A 23386-nucleotide genomic window follows, 5' to 3' on the forward strand; every position below is an offset into this window, starting at 1 on the left:
TTATCACTGACACGAATAAACCGCTTGTATATCGTCTGCTGGCTTGGCACGGTACAATACTTGCAGCTTTAATTCATGAATTAGTGGAGTTATTGATGGCAGAATCTCGTGCGGAGCGTAGGGCTCGTCGTGCTTTGATCGAGGCGGCTGAGGGGTCGGAGGAGAAAAAATCTTCTAAGAAATCCAAGTCGTCTCAGGATGCGAAGGGCAAGTCAGCCAAAGGCAAGGCTAAGGCCAAGCGTCCCGGCTCTCGTCGGAGCGAGGACAAGGCATCTCAGACTCGCTCCAAGCGCTCGCATATAGATCAGGTTTCGTCTGCGCGTAAGGCTGTGGATCCCAAGTCTCCCTGTCCGATCATGAAAGCTTGCGGGGGGTGCACGGCGCTCAATCGTCCTTATAAAAAGCAGTTGGCAGCTAAGCAGGCTGTTATGGAGGAGCTTTTTGCTGCTCTTTGCGAGCGCGAGGGTATTAGCGTCGACCCCATTCGCGGTATGGGCGTCACCCTGGGCGACCCGGGCAAATATCCTGCGCCGCGCGGGTTTCGCCATAAGGCCGCCACTCCCTTTGCCCCCGGCAGAGAGGGCGCTGTCCGTTGCGGTTTCTTTGAGCGCGGCACGCACAAGATCGTTGCCGTACCCGAATGCCCCGTCGAGGCACCGGGTGCCCGTCAGATTCTCAACGGCATCGCACGCGAAGCTGAGCGGCTGCATATTCCCGCCTTTAATGAGGACAAGCATCTTGGTTTGCTTCGCTATGCCGTCGTCCGCTGCGGCTGGCGTACCGACCAGGTCATGGTCACGCTCGTGACCGCTCAGCGCGACTTGCCGCATGCGCAGGAGTTCTTTGAGGCTGTCGCCGCACTCAATCCGCACATCGTCACCGTCGCCCAAAACATCAACGGACGTCCCGGCAACGCCATCCTCGGCGAGGAAACCCGCATTGTATATGGCGCCGAGTGCATGCGCGACCAGCTGCTCGGTTGCGAATTCGATATCTCCCCTACCGCGTTTTATCAGACCAACCCGCAACAGACCGAGCTGCTCTATCAGCTCGCTATCGACGGCATGGATTTGCACCAGGGCGATGTGCTCATGGATGCCTACTGTGGCAGCGGTACCATCGGCCTGTGCGCAGCCAAAGCCGCCCAGGACAAGGGCATCGGCATTATGCTGCTTGGCGTGGAGCGCAACCACGCCGGCATCGCTGACGCACGTCGCAACGCCGAGCTCAACGGCCTTACTCGCAACGCATGGTTTATGGCCGACGATGCCACCGATTACATCCTAGATGCCGCCGACAACAACGAGCGGATCGATGTCCTTTCCATCGATCCGCCGCGCGCCGGCTCCACCCCCGAGTTCCTCGAAGCTGCCTGCGCACTTAAGCCGCGCCGCATCACCTATATCAGCTGCAACCCCGTGACCCAAGAGCGCGACCTGCATCAGCTCTTCGACGGAGGCTATCGCCTGCTCAAGATCACGCCCGTCGACATGTTCCCCCATACCGACCACACCGAAACCGTAGCGGTCCTCGAACGCCGCTAACCAACCTCAGTAGATTTTTGGGACAAGAAAGGGGGCGACCCGTCTGGGCCGCCCCCTTTCTTGGTTTATTAATTCCGCTACATCCCCTTGCGCAGGTCGCACACGCCGGCTGCCGCCATCTCGCGCAGCAGCGTCTCGCGATCGCGCGTCACGATCAGATCCAACGGGAAGTGAATCTCGTCGAGCATCTTGCGAGCGTAATCGAGCTTACCAATGGCCATGCCAATGTGCGCATCGGTCGAAACGCCAATGCCCACGCCCAGCTCGGCGCAGCGCTCAGCGATCTTGCGGCATACGGCCCAATGCTCAGTGTCAACACCGTGTTCAAGACTATGGTTGTTGATCTCGATAATCTTGTGCTTGGCCTTAGCCGCCAACAGCACCTCGTCGATATCGAACGGCACGCCCGAACGCCCCGTGTGACCCAGCATGAACACCTTGGGGTGCTCCAGGGCATTGATATACATCTCGGTCGCCTGGGCCAGCGTCGCGCCCTCAGCAATCTGTGGATTATGCACGCTTGCAACCAAATAATCCAAATTACGCGTAACCAAATCGAACAGCGAATGCTGACGACTGTACGAATCGCCAGCGATATCGAGCGTGACAGGAGTGTCCTCGCCAAACAGGCTTCCGTCCAGCGAAACGATATCGGCCTCGGCACCACGCAGCACCAGCACGCCGCTCCAAATGCGCGGCCAGATATCCTGGTTGATAAAGAATTGGTAACTGCGCAGGTCATTGGGACAAGCCGTAACCATAGAGCTCAGATGGTCGGCAGACCCGAGCACCTGCAGGCCACGCTCTGCCGCCCAGTACACATTCTCCTCAATGGTCGAATATGCATGCGCAGAGAACATCGTATGGGTATGAATGTCACAAGAAAGCAGGTAGGGCATCAGGTCTCCTTATCTGGCACGGCCGTCGCTTATATTCATTGTACGCATTGCCTTCGATAGTCGTAAAACCACTCCATCCCAAAGACACAACGTCCATGACAACGGGGTCCGGCTTAACACCAAACCCCGTTTCACGTAAAACATTGTAGGCAGAGCGCTTTACTTTTAACGATACTCGTCCGCCAACTGTTTCCAAGCGGGTAGCGAATTGACAATCGTTTCGTAACTCACGCAATAGCCCAGGCGGAACCAACCCGGCATACCAAAGCTGTCCGAGGGAACCGCAAGCAACTCATACTTCTTTGCGCGCTCGCAAAACGCATTCGCATCGGGCTCCAATGCTTTCACCCATAGGTAGAACGCGCCATCCGGCTCAACATAGGTGTAGCCATACTCCGCTAGTGCGTCGGTAAGCGCGGTGCGGTTGCGTGCATAGGCCTCAACGTCACTCGGCTCATCGATGCAGTCGATAATTACGCGCTGAAAGAGCGCCGGCGCGCACACGAAGCCCAGCGTACGGGCGGCACCGGCAACGGCCGGCATCAGACGGGCAGCCTGCGGATTGGTGTTGGGAACCAAGATCCACCCCACGCGCTCACCCGGCAGCGACAGCGACTTGGAATACGAGTAGCACACGATGGTGTGCTCGTAGATCGAGGGCACCCAAGGCACCTCGGCACCGTACACGATCTCGCGGTACGGCTCATCCGAGATGAGCATAATCGGATTCTCGGGATCGCGCTGAGCGTTGGCCTCGCGCAGAACATTGGCCAGTCGCGTCAGCGTGTCGCGCGTATATACGGCACCGGTCGGGTTGTTGGGCGAGTCGATAATGACGGCTGCCGTCTTGTCGGTGATCGCCTTGAATACGTTATCCACGCTCAGCTGGAATGTGTCCTCGTTGGCAAGCGCCTCGACACACGTGCAGCCGGCCTTCTCAATCCAAACGCGATACTCCGGAAAGTACGGGGCGATAACAATAACCTCGTCGCCCGGATTCGTAACGGCGTTGAGCGCGCAGGTGAGCGAAGCCGCGGCACCCACCGTCATAAAGACGTCTTTGCCCTCATAGCTCGTGCCAAAGCGGCGGTTGAGCGATTCGGCCACAGCGGCACGACATTGCGGCAGGCCCGGTGCGGGCGTGTAGCCGTGCAGCTGGTCGCTCGGCAGCTCCAGGGCCTTCTTAATGGACTCCGCCACAGCAGCGGGTGCCGGAACGCTCGGATTGCCCAGCGAAAAATCGAATACGTTTTCCGCACCGATCTGCGCCTTGCGCTCAAGGCCATAGCTAAAAATCTCACGGATGATGGAGCTTTCCGCACCGCGAGCATACATGGTTTCGTTGATCATCTGTTCCCCTTTCGCATAGGCGGTATTGTACGCTTTAGTTGAGCAAAGTGCCGCAGCAATGTTAATTGGGGACAGACTTAAATGCGTGAAAACGCTCATTTAAGTCTGTCCCCAATTAACAGATGGCCCCATATCGCTAAAAAAAAGGCTCTGTTAGACCAAGGTTGACATAAAAACGATGTCACCGCGAGGCGGTACCCTTCAATTAACGTCGAAGGAGCGCCCATGGATGCAGACGACCTGGTCATCACCCTCAAGAAGAGCCTGGCGAAGCTCAGCAGGACCGAGCGCCGTAAAGCCGTCGAGTTGGTCGGGGACGTCGTCCGCGCCGCCATGTTCGATGACGCGGCGGGAGATGGCCATGAGGTAGAGCGCTGCCCCCGTTGCGGCTCGGTCGCTATCGTCAAGAAGGGCAAGTCCAGGAACGGCGAGCAGCGCTACCTCTGCCGCGACTGCGGCAGGACGTTCTCCGGCTCCACCGACCGGATCCTCGGCGCGAGCAAGTTGCCCCGCGAGACCTGGATGGCCTACGCCGAGTGCTTCGCCCTCATGCTCCCTCTCCGCGAGTGCGCCGGCCGCTGCGGTGTCTGCCTCAAGACCGCCTGGACCATGCGCCACAGGCTCATCGAGTGCCTGAGGGAATACTCGCCCACGTTCCATGTGGGGCAGGGGCAGGCTTGCGAGCTCGACGAGACGTACTTCCCCGAGTCCTTCAAGGGCAACCATTCAAAGGGCTCCTTCACCCTGCCGAGGAAGGCTCGCCACCGCGGCAAGCAGGTCCATAGGCGCGGCCTCTCCCGCGAGCAGATCTGCGTCATGACGGGCGTCAGCGACACGGACGCCACCTTCTTCGAGGTCTCGGGCCGCGGCGTTGTCTCGCGCAGGCGTGCGGCGGAGGCCCTTCGCGACCGCATCGGCGCGGGCGCGGTCGTCGCCACGGACAAGGCGGCCGCATACATCGACGTGCTGCGCGACCTGAAGGTCGCCTCGCATGAATCCTATGATTCCAAGGACCGTTCGGAGGGCACCATCAACCGCATCAACGCCGTCCATTCGCTCCTCGGCTCGTTCATGGCCCGCTTCAGGGGAGTGTCCACCAAGCACCTGGGGGCCTACCTCGACTGGTTCCGCTGGTGCCGCACCTTCATGGCGGCGGGCTCGCGCGCGGCGGAGTCCACGGTCGCCCGCCAGCTCGCCAACGGCTCCTGCTCGACCCGCGTCCGCGGCATGTTCGGCCTCGAGCCTCCCCTCATGGACTACTGGGACGGGCGGGCGGCCTAGCGAATTAAAATGGTGGCCACGGAGCAGCGACCGCGGAAGGAGCGGCAATGACATCGAACGTCCCGGCCACCACGATAAGAATCGATCCCGAGGTCAAAAGGGAGGCCGTGGCCGTGCTCGACGAGCTCGGGCTCTCCATGTCGGGCGCCATGAACATATTCCTCAGGGCGGTGGTCCGCGAGGGCGGCCTGCCCTTCGACGTCAGGCTGGGATCTTCGGGGAAGGCTGACGGGGAGGGCGCGGACCGCGATGGGCGGGGATAGCCCGATTATTTTCCGGTTCGGCGAACAGCCGATCGTGTCAAATTTGGTCTAACAGAGCCAAAAAAAAGCCTCCGCAGGTTTCCCCGCGGAGGCTTTCGCCACAAAGACTATTTGTCGTCGTCGGCGTCGGCATCGGCGTTGACGGCATGGTCATCGCCAGCGCCATCGGATGCCACTTCGGCATCCTCCTGCATGGCCGCCTGCGCAAAAGCCGCGGCATCAGCCGCCAGCTCCTCCTCGCTCATACGAGGCGCGCGCTTTTTGGTCGGCATACCGGCCGCCTTGGCATTGCGCTCCTCCTTGGCCGCCAGGATATCGCCCTCGCGCTCAAGGTAGGCATCCCACTCGTTGTCGAGCAGGGCATTCACGGCGTCGCCTTCGACGGTCTCGCGCTCAAGCAGCACCTTCGCCATCAGATCAAGCTGATCGCGACGGGCATCCAGAATCTCGACCGCGCGGCGATGGGCCTCGCGCATAATGCGCTGGACCTCGATATCGATGCGACGCGCCGTCTCCTCGGAGTAATCCTGGTGATCGGCGTAATCGCGGCCAAGGAACACCTGATGCTGCGCCTCGCCAAACACTTGCGTGCCGAGTTCCTCGCTCATGCCCAGGCGCGTGACCATCTCGCGTGCCATCTTGGTCGCGCGCTCCAGGTCGTTGCTCGCGCCCGACGTGATGTCATCGCACATGAGCTCCTCGGCAACGCGGCCGCCCAAGAACACGGCAAGCTCGTCGAGCATCTCGTTCTTGGTCTTGAGGAAGTAATCCTCCTGCGGAAGCTGCAACGTGTAGCCCAGAGCCTGGCCGCGGCTGACGATCGAAATCTTATGAACCGGATCGGAGTGCTCCAAGATGTGACCCACCAAAGCGTGACCGCTCTCATGATAGGCAATCGTGGTGCGCTCGGCCTCGGTCATCACGCGACCCTTGCGTTGCGGTCCGGCAATCACGCGCTCCATCGACTCCTCGACCTCGTCCATCGAGATCACGGAACGATGGCGGCGAGCGGCCAGCAGCGCAGATTCGTTGAGCAGGTTTGCCAGATCGGCACCGGTAAAGCCAACGGTCATCTGGGCGAGCTTCTCAAACTTAACGTCCTCGTCCATCGGCTTATTCTCGGCATGTACGCGCAAGATCTGCTCGCGACCCTTTACGTCCGGACGGTCGACCGTGACCTGACGATCAAAACGACCGGGGCGCAGCAATGCCGGATCCAGAATATCGGGGCGATTGGTTGCGGCGATCAGGATGACCGACTCGCTTTCCTCAAAACCGTCCATCTCGACCAGCAGCTGGTTGAGCGTCTGCTCGCGCTCGTCGTGACCGCCGCCCAGACCGGCTCCGCGCTGACGTCCCACGGCATCGATCTCGTCAATAAAGATGATCGACGGAGCCTGAGACTTGGCCTCCTTAAAGAGGTCGCGCACGCGGCTGGCACCGACACCCACGAACATCTCGACAAAGTCAGAACCAGAGATGCTAAAGAACGGCACGCCCGCCTCGCCGGCAACGGCCTTGGCCAGCAGCGTCTTACCGGTACCCGGAGGGCCCACCAGCAAAACGCCGCGCGGGATCTTGGCACCCAGTTTGCGATAGCGGTCCGGATCGCTTAGGAAGTCGCGGATCTCCTCGAGCTCCTCGACGGCCTCGTCCACGCCGGCCACGTCCTCGAACTTGACCTTGGGACGCGTCGCCTCGTTGGTCTTGGCATTGGTCTTGCCAAACTGCATGTTCCTGTTATTGGCGCCCATCATCTGGCGCATAAAGTAGAACATGATGGCGATCAGGGCGATCGTCGGCAGCACGCTCATCGCCAGGTCGCCCCAAAAATCGGGGTCGTTGGTGTTGACGATGTACTTGGTATCGGGGTGCTCCGCCATAAGCTCGGCAAGCGAATCGGAGCCGACATAGGTCGAGGAGAAGCTCTTGAGCTCGCTCGTATCGCCCTTGTCCTTTTTCGTCTTCCAGTAATGCCCCGCCACGCTTCCGTCTTGAACCGTATAGGTCAAATCTTCGACGCGATCCTGCTTAATGGCACTGACCATCTCGCTCGTCGCGAGCTTAACGGTATTGCTGGAGTTGGCAAAGCCGGAACCCATATTAAAGAAGGCATAGCCCAGAAGCGCGCAAGCCAAAAGAAAATACAGCCAGCCCGTACGCGTGGGCTTCTTGCCTCCGGGCATCCCCGGAATCTTTGGGTCCCGGGGAGTCTGGGGATTGTTGTCGTTACGGTCGTCGGGCATCTTACGAATAAACCTCCGGTTTCAAAATGCCCAGATACGGAAGGTTGCGATAGCGCTCGGCATAGTCGAGGCCGTAGCCCACCACAAAGGCATCGGGGCAATGGGTTCCAACATACTTGGGCGTGATGGCCGAGGTACGGTCCTCAACGTCCTTCCACAGGAAGGCAGCGACCTCCAGCGAAGCGGGCTTGCGGCTCTCGAGGTTCTTCATCAGGTACTTGAGGGTCAGGCCCGAGTCCAGAATGTCCTCGACGATCAGCACGTCGCGACCACGGATGTCGATATCCAGGTCCTTAATGATACGCACGATGCCCGAAGACTTCACACCGTCGCCATAGCTCGAAACAGCCATGAAATCGATGTTGGTCGGCAGCTCGATCTTGCGCATCAGGTCGCCCATAAAGACAACGGCGCCGCGCAGAACCGCGATCAACACCAGATCCTTACCAGCGTAGTCGCGCGTAATCTCCTCGCCCAGGCGAGAAACGATACCTTCGATATCCTCCTGCGTAAACAGAACCTTCTCGATATCCGGATGTTGAGAAGCCATGACAACCCTTTCTTGTGCTTAATCGCCCACACACCGCCGTATGGACGCGAACTACACATTCTAGCAGCGCACGGGGTATATTTTCCAGCCCGCGCATCATCAGCGCTGGAATACCGTCAACGCCGCACAGAAAAGCTGGTACGAGGGGCTAATCCGCGTCAACCACGCGAAGCAGATAGGCCACACGCGTCGCCGCCGTGCACTTAAAGCGTTCGTCCGCGCGAACTCCGGCGACCCACACCACGGCACCTCCCGGCGCCGTCCTCACCATGGGCACGCCGGCGCGCTCGGAAACGGGAATGCGAGCCTCTCCTAGCAAGTCGGATACCTTCTTGCTTCGGCCACTCATTCCTAACGGGCACATCACGTCTCCCGGTGCGGGACCGTCCACCCATAGGCGCGCCAATCGCGCCTCGGCAGGGATCTCGCCACGCGAGCCCGCCAGGATCCGCTCGCTATCGCTGTCGGCAAAACCCAGGGCAGCCGCGTCTACCAAAGCTGCCACTTCCCCGGCAGCCGCAAGCTCACGGGCGCGGCGCACGATATCGCATCCCGGTTCAACGGCCATCGGCTCTGCGACCAGCATACGTCCCCCGCCCAACGGCAAACGACCGGGTACGGTAACCCAGTCCGCGACCAGGCCCTCGCGAGCCACCGGAGCCTTAAACGCCAGCATGCCAAATTCGACGCGTGCGTCAATCCCCGCCGGAAGCGTGACCGAGCCTGCGCCCTCGGCAACGCAGGAAAGGACTCGCTCCACATGTCGCATCTCTGGACGAGCGTCCGGATCGATGCGTTTGATCGCCAGTCGCACGATGCGCCGCGCGATTACCACCTCGGCCGCAGCAAGGCGTCTGGCATCGAGCACTAGCGCACCCGCCGCCTCCTTGCGCAGGCAGCTTCGAAACGCCTGTGCCGACAGCTGGGATAGAAACGCATCTTCGTCACCAAGGATCTCGCAGGCGGCGCCAATCGTCTTGCACACGCTCGCATTACGCTGTGCCACCACTGGCATTACCCGATGGCGCACGTAGTTTCGCAGATACGAGATATCCTCATTGCTCTCGTCCTCACGCCACGGCTGACCATGTACCTGTAGATAGCCCACGAGCTCGCCATGAGTTAGGTCGAGCAAGGGGCGCACCACGATATTCCTCCGGCGAGGAATGCTCGATAGGCCAGCGGGCCCTGAACCCTTAATCGCGTTCATCAAAAACGTTTCCGCGCGATCCGAAGACGTGTGCGCGGTGCAGATACGAGCCGCCGTTCGCGGTGCCCCCGTCTGGGCGCAGAGCTCGCGAACATACCTCCGCGCCGCGGCATAGCGCACCTCGCGGGCCGCGGCCTCAATATTGCCCGACTCCCCATCAAAATAAGCGTGCTCCACGCACAGCGGTAAACCATATTTCGCGCAGAGCTCACGCACAAAGGCCTCGTCGCCATCGGACGCCTTGCCGCGCAGATGATGGTTTACATGCAGCACATGCAGGCGCTCGCGAGCAATGGGGGCAACACCGCGTCCGTCTTGGATATCCAGCTTTGATGTGCACGCCATAAGAAGCAGTGCCGTCGAGTCCGCGCCGCCTGATACCATGAGCACGACAGGAGCAGCCTGCTGCCTCGTCCGGGTCTCATCGACTGCCCCAGGCACGGCATGGTGTCCATAATGCTGAGATACCGTAGGCATTTGCTTCCTCCCCTATTCGTCCGCACCCATTGTATCCTTTGGAATCTTATGTCTCGTCTGCACCTTCATATCCTCGGCAGTGGCTCTAAAGGCAACTGCGCACTCATCGAGGGCCCGCAAGGGCTCATTATGGTCGATGGCGGACTGTCCCGTCGTGAGACACTCAAGCGCATGGCAGAGCTCGGCCTTTCGGCAGACGACGTGTCCGCCCTTGTGGTCACCCATGAGCACAGCGACCACATTAAGGGGCTTGAGGTTTGGTGTAAGCATTGGAATGGCCCGGTCTTTTCCAGCAGAGGCACGCTCACATCAAAAGAAAGCCTCGCACATCTGCCTGTTGAGGAATTCGACCCAGGCGACACCCTCTCTATTGCCGGAGTCCACATTCAGACGTATTCGACATCCCACGACGTCGTCAATCCCGTCGGCTACCGGTTTGACGCTCAGGGTGATTCGATTGGCTTTGCAACCGACACCGGCGCGTTGTCGAAGCATGCCATCGATACGCTCAAGGACTGTCGCATTCTCGCACTCGAAAGCAACCACGACGTGGCCATGCTGCGTCAAGGCGACTATCCTCGCTTTCTTCAGGAACGTATCCTGTCTGTAAAAGGACATCTCTCCAACGATCAGGCCGCCGATGCCGCACGCGCGTTGGTAACCGATCGCACCGAGCAACTTATCGCGATGCACATTAGCCAAGACAACAATCGCCCAAGCCTGACCGTCAAAAGCTACGCAAGCTCCCTCGGCGCAACACTCGACAACGAACTTGGCAGCGCCGCCACCCGCGTTGAGGGGCTGCATAAACTCACAATACGTCCCGCCGGGCAATATCGGCCCATGACCATACAGTAAACAGCAAAGGGGGCTGGGAATCACTTCCCAGCCCCCTTAACGTAGGCACCGATTTTAAAAGCCGATAGCCTTAATCGATGGAAATCTTCGTAACGTTCTTCTTCTCGACAATCTTAGGAACCGTAACGGTAAGGATGCCGTCAGCGTACTTTGCAGAAAGGCCCTCGCTCGAAGCATCCTTCAGGTACACGCCGCGCATCGCGCTGTACGAGCTGAACTCCTTCTGCAGGAAGTTCTTACCCTCGTTCTCCTCGTCTTCCTCGACATTCACGCTAATGGACAGACGGCCCTCGTTAAGCTCGACATCGATATCGTCCTTGGCGACGCCGGTCAGATAAGCCTTGACCTCATAGCCATCGCCCTTATCCTCAACGTCAACGGGGAACGCCTTAGAGGCAATCGAGCTGTTCGCTAGGTCGCTCATATCATCAAAGAGATCAAACAACGAGCTAGCAGAGGGACGAACACCAAAGACCGAACGATAAGGAACCATGCTTGCCATGACTACCACTCCTTTAAGGGACTGCCGAGCCATCTTCCAGGTGGCAGGGACTTCGTTTGACGCTCTAATATATGCCCAACGATTACGTATATATACATTTTGCTATAAAGTTTTTTAAGTCTCTTTCTATAAGCATATCTAAGTCTGGTTGACTAAGGTTTTAACGAGGTTAAGGTTATTTGAACAGAGCCCTGAATACCAAATACGCGCCTGTCAAAACGAAGCAGGGAGCTTACAATGAGCGCATACTCGTTGTTAATGACAACCTAAGGGCATCATGGACGATCAGACCTCCGACAATTCGTTTGAGCCGCTGCAGAACGATAGTTCTGCCTACTCACAGCCCATACGCTACCATCGTCCCCATATTTCCCAAGAGCCCATTAACGATGCAGAGCCTGAGTATGTAACTCGCAATCGATATCAAACCCTAGAAGAATCTCATTCAGCGCGTAGACACATGGGTGTCGCCTCGAGCGATCCGGTGTATCTAAAAGATGCCCCCTTATCCAAAAACAGCGCATGCAGCCAGGAGCAGACACAAACACCCACAAAGCAACATCGTAGAGGGCCCCGTCCCAAGCAAACTCTAACGCATTCCGCCCGCTATCTCGAGACGCCTAAGCAGGGGAAATCGATATTTACATCGTCAAACAGACGGCGCAGACAGCACCGTCTCCAAATTGCGCTCTTGATCATTGCCATCGTGGCAATCGCGCTGGTCATTCATTTTGTTTTCTTCAAATAGAAAAGGCTATTAGGCCATAGAGGCGTTTAGCTCATATCGACCAAACGCAAAAAAGGGGGAGGCCGCGAGGCCTCCCCCTTCTACATTCCCAATGGCGGCTCGGTGCCGTCCACCGGTCAGCGGCGCCCTGGCCTCCCACGGGCTGACCCCGCAGTACTCTCGGCGCGATGGGGCTTAGCTTCCGGGTTCGGAACGGGACCGGGCGTGCCCCCCATGCTCTGGCCGCTGACCGGTGGGCGGCGCCCACCGTTCTCGGTGTCCGGTATCGCGTACACGTGCCCTGGGGGCCGCATGGCGTATAGGGGGGAGTGACTCGGGGGCATCCTCGTGCCCGGACCGCGCATGGGCGCTGGGTCCCGCGGGCCGCGAGGTGCGGTTCCGGAAGAGCTCGGGCGATTAGTGCGGCTCGGCTGAGGACGTCGCCGTCCTTGCACCTGCCGTCTATCGACCAGGTAGTCTACCTGGGCCCTTACCGGAAGGAGAACTAATCCCTGGAACGGCTTCCCGCTTAGATGCCTTCAGCGGTTATCCGCGCCGCACGCGGCTACCCGGCCGTGCCGTTGGTCGACAACCGGTTCACCGGAGGTGCGTCCACCCCGGTCCTCTCGTACTGGGGGCAGCCTCCATCGATTCTCCTGCGCCCACGGAGGATAGGGACCGAACTGTCTCACGACGTTCTGAACCCAGCTCGCGTACCGCTTTAAACGGCGAACAGCCGTACCCTTGGGACCTGCTCCAGCCCCAGGATGCGATGAGCCGACATCGAGGTGCCAAACCTTGCCGTCGATGTGGACTCTTGGGCAAGATCAGCCTGTTATCCCCGGAGTACCTTTTATCCGTTGAGCGACGGCCCACCCACTCGGGGCCGCCGGATCACTAGAGCCTGCTTTCGCACCTGCTCGGCTTGTGGGCCTCGCAGTCAAGCCCGCTTGTACTCTTGCATTCAAAAGGACGGTTGCCGACCGTCCCGAGCGGACCTTCGCGCGCCTCCGTTACCCTTTAGGAGGCGACCGCCCCAGTCAAACTGCCCGCCTGGCACGGTCCCCGAGCCGGTTGACGGCCTCGGGTTAGGACGCCGGTCGCGCGAGGGCAGTATTCCAAGGGCGGCTCCCCGGGGGCTGGCGCCTCCGGATCGATGCCTCCTGCCTATCCTCTACACGCGGGACCAGCGGCCAATGCCAAGCTGCAGTGAAGGTTCACGGGGTCTTTCCGTCCTTCCGCGGGTAAGTCGCATCTTCACGACCAGTGCAATTTCACCGGGTCCATGGTCGAGACAGCGCCCAAGTCGTTGCGCCTTTCGTGCAGGTCGGAACTTACCCGACAAGGAATTTCGCTACCTTAGGACCGTTATAGTTACGGCCGCCGTTTACCGGGGCTTGGCTTCGGGGCCTCGCCTTAACGGCTAACCCCTCCGCGTGACCTTCCGGCACCGGGCAGGCGTCAGACCCTATACGTCGCCTTGCGGCTTCTGCAGAGTCCTGTGTTTTTGGTAAACAGTCGCTTGGGCCTCTCCACTGCGGCCCGCCTCCGCTCCCCGGGCAAGCCGGTTCACGTACGCGCGGGCACCCCTTCTCCCGAAGTTACGGGGCCATTGTGCCGAGTTCCTTGACCATGGTTGACCCGATCGCCTCGGTATGTTCTACCCACCCACCTGTGTCGGTTTGCGGTACGGGCGCGCACGCGCCTGCCTAGGGGTTTTTCTAGGGACCTCGGGCTCACTCGCTTCGCTCAGTCGCTTCGTCCGGAGCCTCGCCCTTCTGCGGACCGGATTTCCCTGGTCCGCGGGCCGCGCTCCATCACGGGGACGTCCAGAACCCCGCCGAGCCACCCCCATCCGTCGCCCCGTCGGTCGTAGCGCCGCGTGCGCGGTGCAGGAATGTCTGCCTGCTGCGCGTCGGCTACGCCTCCCGGCCTCGCCTTAGCCCCCGACTGACCCTGGGAGGATTAGCCTTGCCCAGGAAACCTCGGGTTCACGGCGGACGAGTTACTCTCTCGTCTCTCGCTACTCATGCCAGCATTCTCACTCCCATGCGCTCCACCGTCGGTCGCCCTGACGGCTTCTCCGCCCATGGGAAGCTCCCCTACCGATTCTAATGAATAAAATCCCGCCGCTTCGGTGTCCAGCTTAGCCCCGTGTATTGTCGGCGCATGTCCACTCGACCAGTGAGCTGTTACGCACTCTTTGAATGCATGGCTGCTTCTAAGCCAACATCCTGGTTGTCTGGGCGGACGCACATCCTTTGCCACTCGGCTGGAACTTGGGGACCTTAGCGGGCGGTCCGGGCTGTTTCCCTCTCGAGCACACAGCTTAGCCCACATGCTCTGACTGCCGCGCTCTGGGCCGCCGGCATTCGGAGTTCGGTTGGATTCGGTAGGCGGCGAAGCCCCCTCGTCCATCCGGTGCTCTACCTCCGGCGGTGAACGCGCGACGCTAGCCCTAAAGCTATTTCGGGGAGAACGAGATATCTCCGGGTTTGATTGGCCTTTCACCCCTATCCGCAGGTCATCGCCGCCGTTTTCAACCGACGTGCGTTCGGCCCTCCACGGGGTCTTACCCCCGCTTCAGCCTGCCCACGGATAGCTCACCCGGCTTCGCGTCCGCGGCGCGGGACTCAAGTCGCCCTGTTAAGGCTCGCTTTCGCTCCGGCTCCCTTTCGGTTAACCTCGCCCCGCGCCAGCGACTCGCTGGCTCATTCTACAAAAGGCACGCCGTCACACCCTAAAAGGGTGCTCCGACTGCTCGTGGGCGCACGGTTTCAGGTACTGTTTCACTCCCCTCCCGGGGTGCTTTTCACCTTTCCCTCACGGTACTGGTGCGCTATCGGTCACAGGGTAGTACTCAGGCTTGGATGGTGGTCCACCCAGGTTCGGACCGGGTTTCACGTGCCCGGCCCTACTCAGGGACCGCGTCGCGCCGTCCGGTCTGGGTTCGCGTACGGGGCTGTCACCCGCTGCGGCCGGCCCTCCCATGCCGTTCCGCTCCCCAGCCGGACCTGCGCCCGGGGGCGGCAGCCCCCGGATGCGCGGCCCTGCAACCCCGTCGGCGGAACCCCTGCCGGGTATGCCCGCTCGACGGTTTGGCCATCGGTCCCCTTTCGCTCGCCGCTACTCGGGGAGTCTCGAGATTGATTTCCTCTCCTCCGGGTACTTAGATGTTTCAGTTCCCCGGGTTGTCCTCCCCGGCCCTATGTGTTCAGGCCGGGGATATGCACACTGCTGTGCATGGGTTCGCCCATTCGGAGACCCCCGGGTCGAAGGATGTGTGCTCCTCGCCGGGGATTATCGCAGCTTGCCGCGTCCTTCATCGGCTCCCTGTGCCAAGGCATCCGCCGTGCGCCCGTGGTATCTTGCGGGACCGCATCGGGCCCGCGGGATATCCACGTGTCGCTAAAATTAATTAATCGATATCATGAATAGCGCTCGTATGTCGCAATTCGGGTATCTCATACCGCGGCACAGTGTATGTACTGTGCTCGCGATCAGATGCTCCTCACTCATATATAAGTGAATTCTTCTTGTTTGGATCGGATGAATGATTGCTATCATTCTCTGTTTAAATCGCAGAAAAGAATCGAGTCTGGAAGATGAATCTCTTCCATCTCTCTCCTATCGCTATGCGGCTCTCAAGGTACGCGGGTGCGACCCCGGGGACCGGGTGCTGCGGGGACTTCCCCGGGAAGACATCTGCCGGACGGGCTCCTGCCCTCTATTCGAGTTAAGTTGATCTCTCTAGAAGATTTATCTCCCTAGAAAGGAGGTGATCCAGCCGCACCTTCCGGTACGGCTACCTTGTTACGACTTCACCCCCCTCACCCTCCACACCTTCGGCGCCTCCCCCCTCTCGGTTGGGCCGGCGACTTCGGGTGCAGACGACTCGGGTGGTGTGACGGGCGGTGTGTACAAGGCCCGGGAACGCATTCACCGCGGCATGCTGATCCGCGATTACTAGCAACTCCGACTTCATGGGGGCGGGTTGCAGCCCCCAATCCGAACTGGGGCCGGCTTTCCGGGATCCGCTCCCCCTCGCGGGGTGGCATCCCTCTGTACCGGCCATTGTAGCACGTGTGCAGCCCAGGGCATAAGGGGCATGATGACTTGACGTCGTCCCCGCCCTCCTCCGCCTTGACGGCGGCGGTCCCGCGTGGGTTCCCGGCATCACCCGATGGCAACACGCGGCGGGGGTTGCGCTCGTTGCGGGACTTAACCCAACATCTCACGACACGAGCTGACGACAGCCATGCACCACCTGTATGGGCTCCTCTCGGCCACGGGGTCTCCCCCGCTTCACCCATATGTCAAGCCCTGGTAAGGTTCTTCGCGTTGCTTCGAATTAAGCCACATGCTCCGCTGCTTGTGCGGGCCCCCGTCAATTCCTTTGAGTTTTAGCCTTGCGGCCGTACTCCCCAGGCGGGACGCTTAATGCGTTGGCTGCGGCACGGGGGGGATCGTCCCCCCACACCTAGCGTCCATCGTTTACGGCTGGGACTACCAGGGTATCTAATCCTGTTCGCTCCCCCAGCTTTCGCGCCTCAGCGTCGGTCTCGGCCCAGAGGGCCGCCTTCGCCACCGGTGTTCCACCCGATATCTGCGCATTCCACCGCTACACCGGGTGTTCCACCCTCCCCTACCGGACCCAAGCCGCGGAGGTTCCGGGGGCTTCGGGGGGTTGAGCCCCCCGCTTCGACCCCCGGCCTGCCGGGCCGCCTACGCGCGCTTTACGCCCAATGAATCCGGATAACGCTCGCCCCCTACGTATTACCGCGGCTGCTGGCACGTAGTTAGCCGGGGCTTCTTCTGCAGGTACAGTCTTGACTCTTCCCTGCTGAAAGCGGTTTACGACCCGAAGGCCTCCGTCCCGCACGCGGCGTCGCTGCGTCAGGGTTCCCCCCATTGCGCAAGATTCCCCACTGCTGCCTCCCGTAGGAGTCTGGGCCGTGTCTCAGTCCCAATCTGGCCGGTCGGTCTCTCAACCCGGCTACCCGTTGTCGGCACGGTGGGCCGTCACCCCGCCGTCTACCTGATGGGCCGCGGAGCCATCCCCTCCCGTCGGGGCTTTAGCCGGGGTGCCATGCGGCACCCCGGGGTATCCGGTATTACCCGTCCTTTCGGGCGGCTATCCCGGGGGAGGGGGCAGGTTCTCCACGTGTTACTCAGCCGTTCGCCACTCGCTTCTGCCCGAAGGCAGGTGCCGTTCGACTTGCATGTGTTAGGCGCGCCGCCAGCGTTCATCCTGAGCCAGGATCGAACTCTCCGTCCAAAGTAAATGGGCTTCGAGCCCGTCCGGTCCTCTCAGTTCATCGCTGATCGGTTCCGTTCGATTCATATGGTTTTAGTATAGGAAAAGGAATTTCTCGGGGCCGCCTCTCGGCGGCCTTGCGAAAAACAAATCCAAGTTAGACCATTTCAAATGGTTCGATGTCTGCCCGGATGCGACACTGAATGTGTCCATCCTCGCAGTATCCGGTTCTCAAGGTGCACGCCCCGCGGCTGATCCGGTCCCACCGGGCCGCGCGGCAAGGAGATATATTGCCAGACCGGAGGGGCCCCGGGGGCGGGAATCTGGCACTCCATATTTTGTTCACAAATGAATCTTGGGACCCTGGAACCCGTCAGGGTCTAATCAACGATCATATATCTCAGACAGACCGTATGACCTCGGTGTTCTTGCTGTCTGATGTAGACGTATCGCTTATATACCCAAACCAGAACTGAATAGCGCCTAGGAGATGGATTGCTTAGGTTCCCCTTATAGAGCCTTTACGCGGCAAAGGACCCCGCCAGACAGCGCTGGAACCCCATTGGTGTGCAACCCCAAGCTGCAAAACGCGAAACGCGAGAAAAGATTGATTTGTGATCTAAATTGGCAGATCCATCTAGGAAATACACAACCAGCCAAAGGAGCGTTCCTAAGTGCGGACTATAAAGAACGAGTCCCAAGACAGGCCTCGAAGAGAATCAGCCCACTCCATATGCTATTGCGACTTTAGAATAAAGAAATCAGCTATCTAGAGCCACGGCTCGATATAAACGCAAAAAAGGGGGAGGCCGCGAGGCCTCCCCCTTCTACATTCCCAATGGCGGCTCGGTGCCGTCCACCGGTCAGCGGCGCCCTGGCCTCCCACGGGCTGACCCCGCAGTACTCTCGGCGCGATGGGGCTTAGCTTCCGGGTTCGGAACGGGACCGGGCGTGCCCCCCATGCTCTGGCCGCTGACCGGTGGGCGGCGCCCACCGTTACGGTGTCCGGTGTCCACTCACGTGCCCTGGGGGCCGCATGGCGTATAGGGGGGAGTGACTCGGGGGCATCCTCGTGCCCGGACCGCGCATGAGCGCTTGTCCCGCGGGCCGCGAGGTGCGGTTCCGGAAGAGCTCGGGCGATTAGTGCGGCTCGGCTGAGGACGTCGCCGTCCTTGCACCTGCCGTCTATCGACCAGGTAGTCTACCTGGGCCCTTACCGGAAGGAGAACTAATCCCTGGAACGGCTTCCCGCTTAGATGCCTTCAGCGGTTATCCGCGCCGCACGCGGCTACCCGGCCGTGCCGTTGGTCGACAACCGGTTCACCGGAGGTGCGTCCACCCCGGTCCTCTCGTACTGGGGGCAGCCTCCATCGATTCTCCTGCGCCCACGGAGGATAGGGACCGAACTGTCTCACGACGTTCTGAACCCAGCTCGCGTACCGCTTTAAACGGCGAACAGCCGTACCCTTGGGACCTGCTCCAGCCCCAGGATGCGATGAGCCGACATCGAGGTGCCAAACCTTGCCGTCGATGTGGACTCTTGGGCAAGATCAGCCTGTTATCCCCGGAGTACCTTTTATCCGTTGAGCGACGGCCCACCCACTCGGGGCCGCCGGATCACTAGAGCCTGCTTTCGCACCTGCTCGGCTTGTGGGCCTCGCAGTCAAGCCCGCTTGTACTCTTGCATTCAAAAGGACGGTTGCCGACCGTCCCGAGCGGACCTTCGCGCGCCTCCGTTACCCTTTAGGAGGCGACCGCCCCAGTCAAACTGCCCGCCTGGCACGGTCCCCGAGCCGGTTGACGGCCTCGGGTTAGGACGCCGGTCGCGCGAGGGCAGTATTCCAAGGGCGGCTCCCCGGGGGCTGGCGCCTCCGGATCGATGCCTCCTGCCTATCCTCTACACGCGGGACCAGCGGCCAATGCCAAGCTGCAGTGAAGGTTCACGGGGTCTTTCCGTCCTTCCGCGGGTAAGTCGCATCTTCACGACCAGTGCAATTTCACCGGGTCCATGGTCGAGACAGCGCCCAAGTCGTTGCGCCTTTCGTGCAGGTCGGAACTTACCCGACAAGGAATTTCGCTACCTTAGGACCGTTATAGTTACGGCCGCCGTTTACCGGGGCTTGGCTTCGGGGCCTCGCCTTAACGGCTAACCCCTCCGCGTGACCTTCCGGCACCGGGCAGGCGTCAGACCCTATACGTCGCCTTGCGGCTTCTGCAGAGTCCTGTGTTTTTGGTAAACAGTCGCTTGGGCCTCTCCACTGCGGCCCGCCTCCGCTCCCCGGGCAAGCCGGTTCACGTACGCGCGGGCACCCCTTCTCCCGAAGTTACGGGGCCATTGTGCCGAGTTCCTTGACCATGGTTGACCCGATCGCCTCGGTATGTTCTACCCACCCACCTGTGTCGGTTTGCGGTACGGGCGCGCACGCGCCTGCCTAGGGGTTTTTCTAGGGACCTCGGGCTCACTCGCTTCGCTCAGTCGCTTCGTCCGGAGCCTCGCCCTTCTGCGGACCGGATTTCCCTGGTCCGCGGGCCGCGCTCCATCACGGGGACGTCCAGAACCCCGCCGAGCCACCCCCATCCGTCGCCCCGTCGGTCGTAGCGCCGCGTGCGCGGTGCAGGAATGTCTGCCTGCTGCGCGTCGGCTACGCCTCCCGGCCTCGCCTTAGCCCCCGACTGACCCTGGGAGGATTAGCCTTGCCCAGGAAACCTCGGGTTCACGGCGGACGAGTTACTCTCTCGTCTCTCGCTACTCATGCCAGCATTCTCACTCCCATGCGCTCCACCGTCGGTCGCCCTGACGGCTTCTCCGCCCATGGGAAGCTCCCCTACCGATTCTAATGAATAAAATCCCGCCGCTTCGGTGTCCAGCTTAGCCCCGTGTATTGTCGGCGCATGTCCACTCGACCAGTGAGCTGTTACGCACTCTTTGAATGCATGGCTGCTTCTAAGCCAACATCCTGGTTGTCTGGGCGGACGCACATCCTTTGCCACTCGGCTGGAACTTGGGGACCTTAGCGGGCGGTCCGGGCTGTTTCCCTCTCGAGCACACAGCTTAGCCCACATGCTCTGACTGCCGCGCTCTGGGCCGCCGGCATTCGGAGTTCGGTTGGATTCGGTAGGCGGCGAAGCCCCCTCGTCCATCCGGTGCTCTACCTCCGGCGGTGAACGCGCGACGCTAGCCCTAAAGCTATTTCGGGGAGAACGAGATATCTCCGGGTTTGATTGGCCTTTCACCCCTATCCGCAGGTCATCGCCGCCGTTTTCAACCGACGTGCGTTCGGCCCTCCACGGGGTCTTACCCCCGCTTCAGCCTGCCCACGGATAGCTCACCCGGCTTCGCGTCCGCGGCGCGGGACTCAAGTCGCCCTGTTAAGGCTCGCTTTCGCTCCGGCTCCCTTTCGGTTAACCTCGCCCCGCGCCAGCGACTCGCTGGCTCATTCTACAAAAGGCACGCCGTCACACCCTAAAAGGGTGCTCCGACTGCTCGTGGGCGCACGGTTTCAGGTACTGTTTCACTCCCCTCCCGGGGTGCTTTTCACCTTTCCCTCACGGTACTGGTGCGCTATCGGTCACAGGGTAGTACTCAGGCTTGGATGGTGGTCCACCCAGGTTCGGACCGGGTTTCACGTGCCCGGCCCTACTCAGGGACCGCGTCGCGCCGTCCGGTCTGGGTTCGCGTACGGGGCTGTCACCCGCTGCGGCCGGCCCTCCCATGCCGTTCCGCTCCCCAGCCGGACCTGCGCCCGGGGGCGGCAGCCCCCGGATGCGCGGCCCTGCAACCCCGTCGGCGGAACCCCTGCCGGGTATGCCCGCTCGACGGTTTGGCCATCGGTCCCCTTTCGCTCGCCGCTACTCGGGGAGTCTCGAGATTGATTTCCTCTCCTCCGGGTACTTAGATGTTTCAGTTCCCCGGGTTGTCCTCCCCGGCCCTATGTGTTCAGGCCGGGGATATGCACACTGCTGTGCATGGGTTCGCCCATTCGGAGACCCCCGGGTCGAAGGATGTGTGCTCCTCGCCGGGGATTATCGCAGCTTGCCGCGTCCTTCATCGGCTCCCTGTGCCAAGGCATCCGCCGTGCGCCCGTGGTATCTTGCGGGACCGCATCGGGCCCGCGGGATATCCACGTGTCGCTAAAATTAATTAATCGATATCATGAATAGCGCTCGTATGTCGCAATTCGGGTATCTCATACCGCGGCACAGTGTATGTACTGTGCTCGCGATCAGATGCTCCTCACTCATATATAAGTGAATTCTTCTTGTTTGGATCGGATGAATGATTGCTATCATTCTCTGTTTAAATCGCAGAAAAGAATCGAGTCTGGAAGATGAATCTCTTCCATCTCTCTCCTATCGCTATGCGGCTCTCAAGGTACGCGGGTGCGACCCCGGGGACCGGGTGCTGCGGGGACTTCCCCGGGAAGACATCTGCCGGACGGGCTCCTGCCCTCTATTCGAGTTAAGTTGATCTCTCTAGAAGATTTATCTCCCTAGAAAGGAGGTGATCCAGCCGCACCTTCCGGTACGGCTACCTTGTTACGACTTCACCCCCCTCACCCTCCACACCTTCGGCGCCTCCCCCCTCTCGGTTGGGCCGGCGACTTCGGGTGCAGACGACTCGGGTGGTGTGACGGGCGGTGTGTACAAGGCCCGGGAACGCATTCACCGCGGCATGCTGATCCGCGATTACTAGCAACTCCGACTTCATGGGGGCGGGTTGCAGCCCCCAATCCGAACTGGGGCCGGCTTTCCGGGATCCGCTCCCCCTCGCGGGGTGGCATCCCTCTGTACCGGCCATTGTAGCACGTGTGCAGCCCAGGGCATAAGGGGCATGATGACTTGACGTCGTCCCCGCCCTCCTCCGCCTTGACGGCGGCGGTCCCGCGTGGGTTCCCGGCATCACCCGATGGCAACACGCGGCGGGGGTTGCGCTCGTTGCGGGACTTAACCCAACATCTCACGACACGAGCTGACGACAGCCATGCACCACCTGTATGGGCTCCTCTCGGCCACGGGGTCTCCCCCGCTTCACCCATATGTCAAGCCCTGGTAAGGTTCTTCGCGTTGCTTCGAATTAAGCCACATGCTCCGCTGCTTGTGCGGGCCCCCGTCAATTCCTTTGAGTTTTAGCCTTGCGGCCGTACTCCCCAGGCGGGACGCTTAATGCGTTGGCTGCGGCACGGGGGGGATCGTCCCCCCACACCTAGCGTCCATCGTTTACGGCTGGGACTACCAGGGTATCTAATCCTGTTCGCTCCCCCAGCTTTCGCGCCTCAGCGTCGGTCTCGGCCCAGAGGGCCGCCTTCGCCACCGGTGTTCCACCCGATATCTGCGCATTCCACCGCTACACCGGGTGTTCCACCCTCCCCTACCGGACCCAAGCCGCGGAGGTTCCGGGGGCTTCGGGGGGTTGAGCCCCCCGCTTCGACCCCCGGCCTGCCGGGCCGCCTACGCGCGCTTTACGCCCAATGAATCCGGATAACGCTCGCCCCCTACGTATTACCGCGGCTGCTGGCACGTAGTTAGCCGGGGCTTCTTCTGCAGGTACAGTCTTGACTCTTCCCTGCTGAAAGCGGTTTACGACCCGAAGGCCTCCGTCCCGCACGCGGCGTCGCTGCGTCAGGGTTCCCCCCATTGCGCAAGATTCCCCACTGCTGCCTCCCGTAGGAGTCTGGGCCGTGTCTCAGTCCCAATCTGGCCGGTCGGTCTCTCAACCCGGCTACCCGTTGTCGGCACGGTGGGCCGTCACCCCGCCGTCTACCTGATGGGCCGCGGAGCCATCCCCTCCCGTCGGGGCTTTAGCCGGGGTGCCATGCGGCACCCCGGGGTATCCGGTATTACCCGTCCTTTCGGGCGGCTATCCCGGGGGAGGGGGCAGGTTCTCCACGTGTTACTCAGCCGTTCGCCACTCGCTTCTATCCGAAGATAGGTGCCGTTCGACTTGCATGTGTTAGGCGCGCCGCCAGCGTTCATCCTGAGCCAGGATCGAACTCTCCGTCCAAAGTAAATGGGCTTCGAGCCCGTCCGGTCCTCACAACTATTAGCTGATCGGTTCCGTTCGATTCATATGGTTTTAGTATAGGAAAAGGAATTTCTCGGGGCCGCCTCTCGGCGGCCTTGCGAAAAACAAATCCAAGTTAGACCATTTCAAATGGTTCGATGTCTGCCCGGATGCGACACTGATTGTGTCCATCCTCGCAGTATCCGGTTCTCAAGGTGCAC

General features: G+C 60.8%; 11 protein-coding genes and 6 rRNA genes. 5 read left to right on the forward strand and 12 right to left on the reverse strand.

The window, feature by feature from the left end:
• Positions 1–95: 95 nt before the first annotated feature.
• A complete protein-coding gene (gene rlmD, locus ACGHEN_RS10565) occupies positions 96–1544 on the forward strand; it encodes a 23S rRNA (uracil(1939)-C(5))-methyltransferase RlmD (RefSeq protein WP_117817849.1) in 1449 nt (482 codons plus the stop codon).
• A 77-nt stretch (positions 1545–1621) separates the two neighbouring features.
• Here the strand turns inward: rlmD and ACGHEN_RS10570 are convergent, their stop codons facing one another.
• Together ACGHEN_RS10570 and ACGHEN_RS10575 are read right to left on the reverse strand one after the other, a co-directional pair.
• Positions 1622–2443: a phosphatase gene (locus ACGHEN_RS10570; RefSeq protein ID WP_118081738.1), complete on the reverse strand. Its 822-nt coding sequence runs from the start codon at positions 2441–2443 to the stop codon at positions 1622–1624.
• A gap of 165 nt (positions 2444–2608) precedes the next feature.
• Positions 2609–3793 (reverse strand): pyridoxal phosphate-dependent aminotransferase, encoded by a 1185-nt coding sequence (locus tag ACGHEN_RS10575; RefSeq protein ID WP_118081740.1) that lies wholly within the window; start codon positions 3791–3793, stop codon positions 2609–2611.
• Between the two features lie 225 nt (positions 3794–4018).
• Between ACGHEN_RS10575 and ACGHEN_RS10580 the strand changes: the two genes are divergently transcribed.
• Entirely contained in the window at positions 4019–5074 is a 1056-nt protein-coding gene (locus ACGHEN_RS10580; protein WP_390397795.1) for an IS1595 family transposase, read from the forward strand.
• A 47-nt stretch (positions 5075–5121) separates the two neighbouring features.
• On the forward strand, positions 5122–5337 hold the full coding sequence (locus tag ACGHEN_RS10585) for a type II toxin-antitoxin system RelB/DinJ family antitoxin (protein ID WP_390397797.1): 216 nt from the start codon (positions 5122–5124) through the stop codon (positions 5335–5337).
• Between the two features lie 107 nt (positions 5338–5444).
• On the opposite strand, the gene ftsH is transcribed toward ACGHEN_RS10585, so the two are convergent.
• The 3 genes from ftsH to tilS form a co-directional block, all read right to left on the reverse strand.
• Positions 5445–7523, reverse strand: a complete 2079-nt coding sequence (gene ftsH, locus ACGHEN_RS10590; protein ID WP_390399295.1) for an ATP-dependent zinc metalloprotease FtsH — start codon at positions 7521–7523, stop codon at positions 5445–5447.
• Between the two features lie 61 nt (positions 7524–7584).
• Complete coding sequence (gene hpt / locus ACGHEN_RS10595) at positions 7585–8133, reverse strand: hypoxanthine phosphoribosyltransferase (protein WP_118081750.1); 549 nt, start codon at positions 8131–8133, stop codon at positions 7585–7587.
• A 148-nt stretch (positions 8134–8281) separates the two neighbouring features.
• Positions 8282–9820 (reverse strand): tRNA lysidine(34) synthetase TilS, encoded by a 1539-nt coding sequence (tilS, locus tag ACGHEN_RS10600; RefSeq protein WP_390399297.1) that lies wholly within the window; start codon positions 9818–9820, stop codon positions 8282–8284.
• A 48-nt stretch (positions 9821–9868) separates the two neighbouring features.
• Here tilS and ACGHEN_RS10605 point away from each other — a divergent pair, with 48 nt between their 5' ends.
• The gene (locus tag ACGHEN_RS10605; protein ID WP_390399299.1) at positions 9869–10678 is read left to right on the forward strand and encodes an MBL fold metallo-hydrolase; all 810 of its coding nucleotides are present in this window, start codon (positions 9869–9871) and stop codon (positions 10676–10678) included.
• A 70-nt stretch (positions 10679–10748) separates the two neighbouring features.
• On the opposite strand, the gene ACGHEN_RS10610 is transcribed toward ACGHEN_RS10605, so the two are convergent.
• Positions 10749–11180: an Hsp20/alpha crystallin family protein gene (locus ACGHEN_RS10610; RefSeq protein ID WP_390399300.1), complete on the reverse strand. Its 432-nt coding sequence runs from the start codon at positions 11178–11180 to the stop codon at positions 10749–10751.
• A gap of 277 nt (positions 11181–11457) precedes the next feature.
• Here ACGHEN_RS10610 and ACGHEN_RS10615 point away from each other — a divergent pair, with 277 nt between their 5' ends.
• Positions 11458–11928: a hypothetical protein gene (locus tag ACGHEN_RS10615; RefSeq protein ID WP_390399303.1), complete on the forward strand. Its 471-nt coding sequence runs from the start codon at positions 11458–11460 to the stop codon at positions 11926–11928.
• Between the two features lie 114 nt (positions 11929–12042).
• Here ACGHEN_RS10615 and rrf (ACGHEN_RS10620) read toward each other — a convergent pair.
• The 6 genes from rrf (ACGHEN_RS10620) to ACGHEN_RS10645 all read right to left on the reverse strand — a co-directional run bounded on the left by rrf (ACGHEN_RS10620) (position 12043) and on the right by ACGHEN_RS10645 (position 23165).
• Positions 12043–12158, reverse strand: a 5S ribosomal RNA gene (rrf, locus tag ACGHEN_RS10620).
• 146 nt (positions 12159–12304) lie between these two features.
• Positions 12305–15281: ribosomal RNA gene (locus ACGHEN_RS10625) — 23S ribosomal RNA — on the reverse strand.
• Between the two features lie 397 nt (positions 15282–15678).
• A 16S ribosomal RNA gene (locus ACGHEN_RS10630) occupies positions 15679–17185 on the reverse strand.
• Positions 17186–18025: 840 nt separating this feature from the next.
• A 5S ribosomal RNA gene (rrf, locus tag ACGHEN_RS10635) occupies positions 18026–18141 on the reverse strand.
• A gap of 143 nt (positions 18142–18284) precedes the next feature.
• A 23S ribosomal RNA gene (locus tag ACGHEN_RS10640) occupies positions 18285–21261 on the reverse strand.
• A gap of 397 nt (positions 21262–21658) precedes the next feature.
• Positions 21659–23165, reverse strand: a 16S ribosomal RNA gene (locus tag ACGHEN_RS10645).
• The 16S, 23S and 5S rRNA genes sit together here, the layout of an rRNA operon.
• Positions 23166–23386 lie beyond the last annotated feature (221 nt).

It is taken from the genome of Collinsella sp. i06-0019-1H4 (assembly GCF_042849575.1).
Taxonomy (GTDB): Bacteria; Actinomycetota; Coriobacteriia; order Coriobacteriales; family Coriobacteriaceae; genus Collinsella.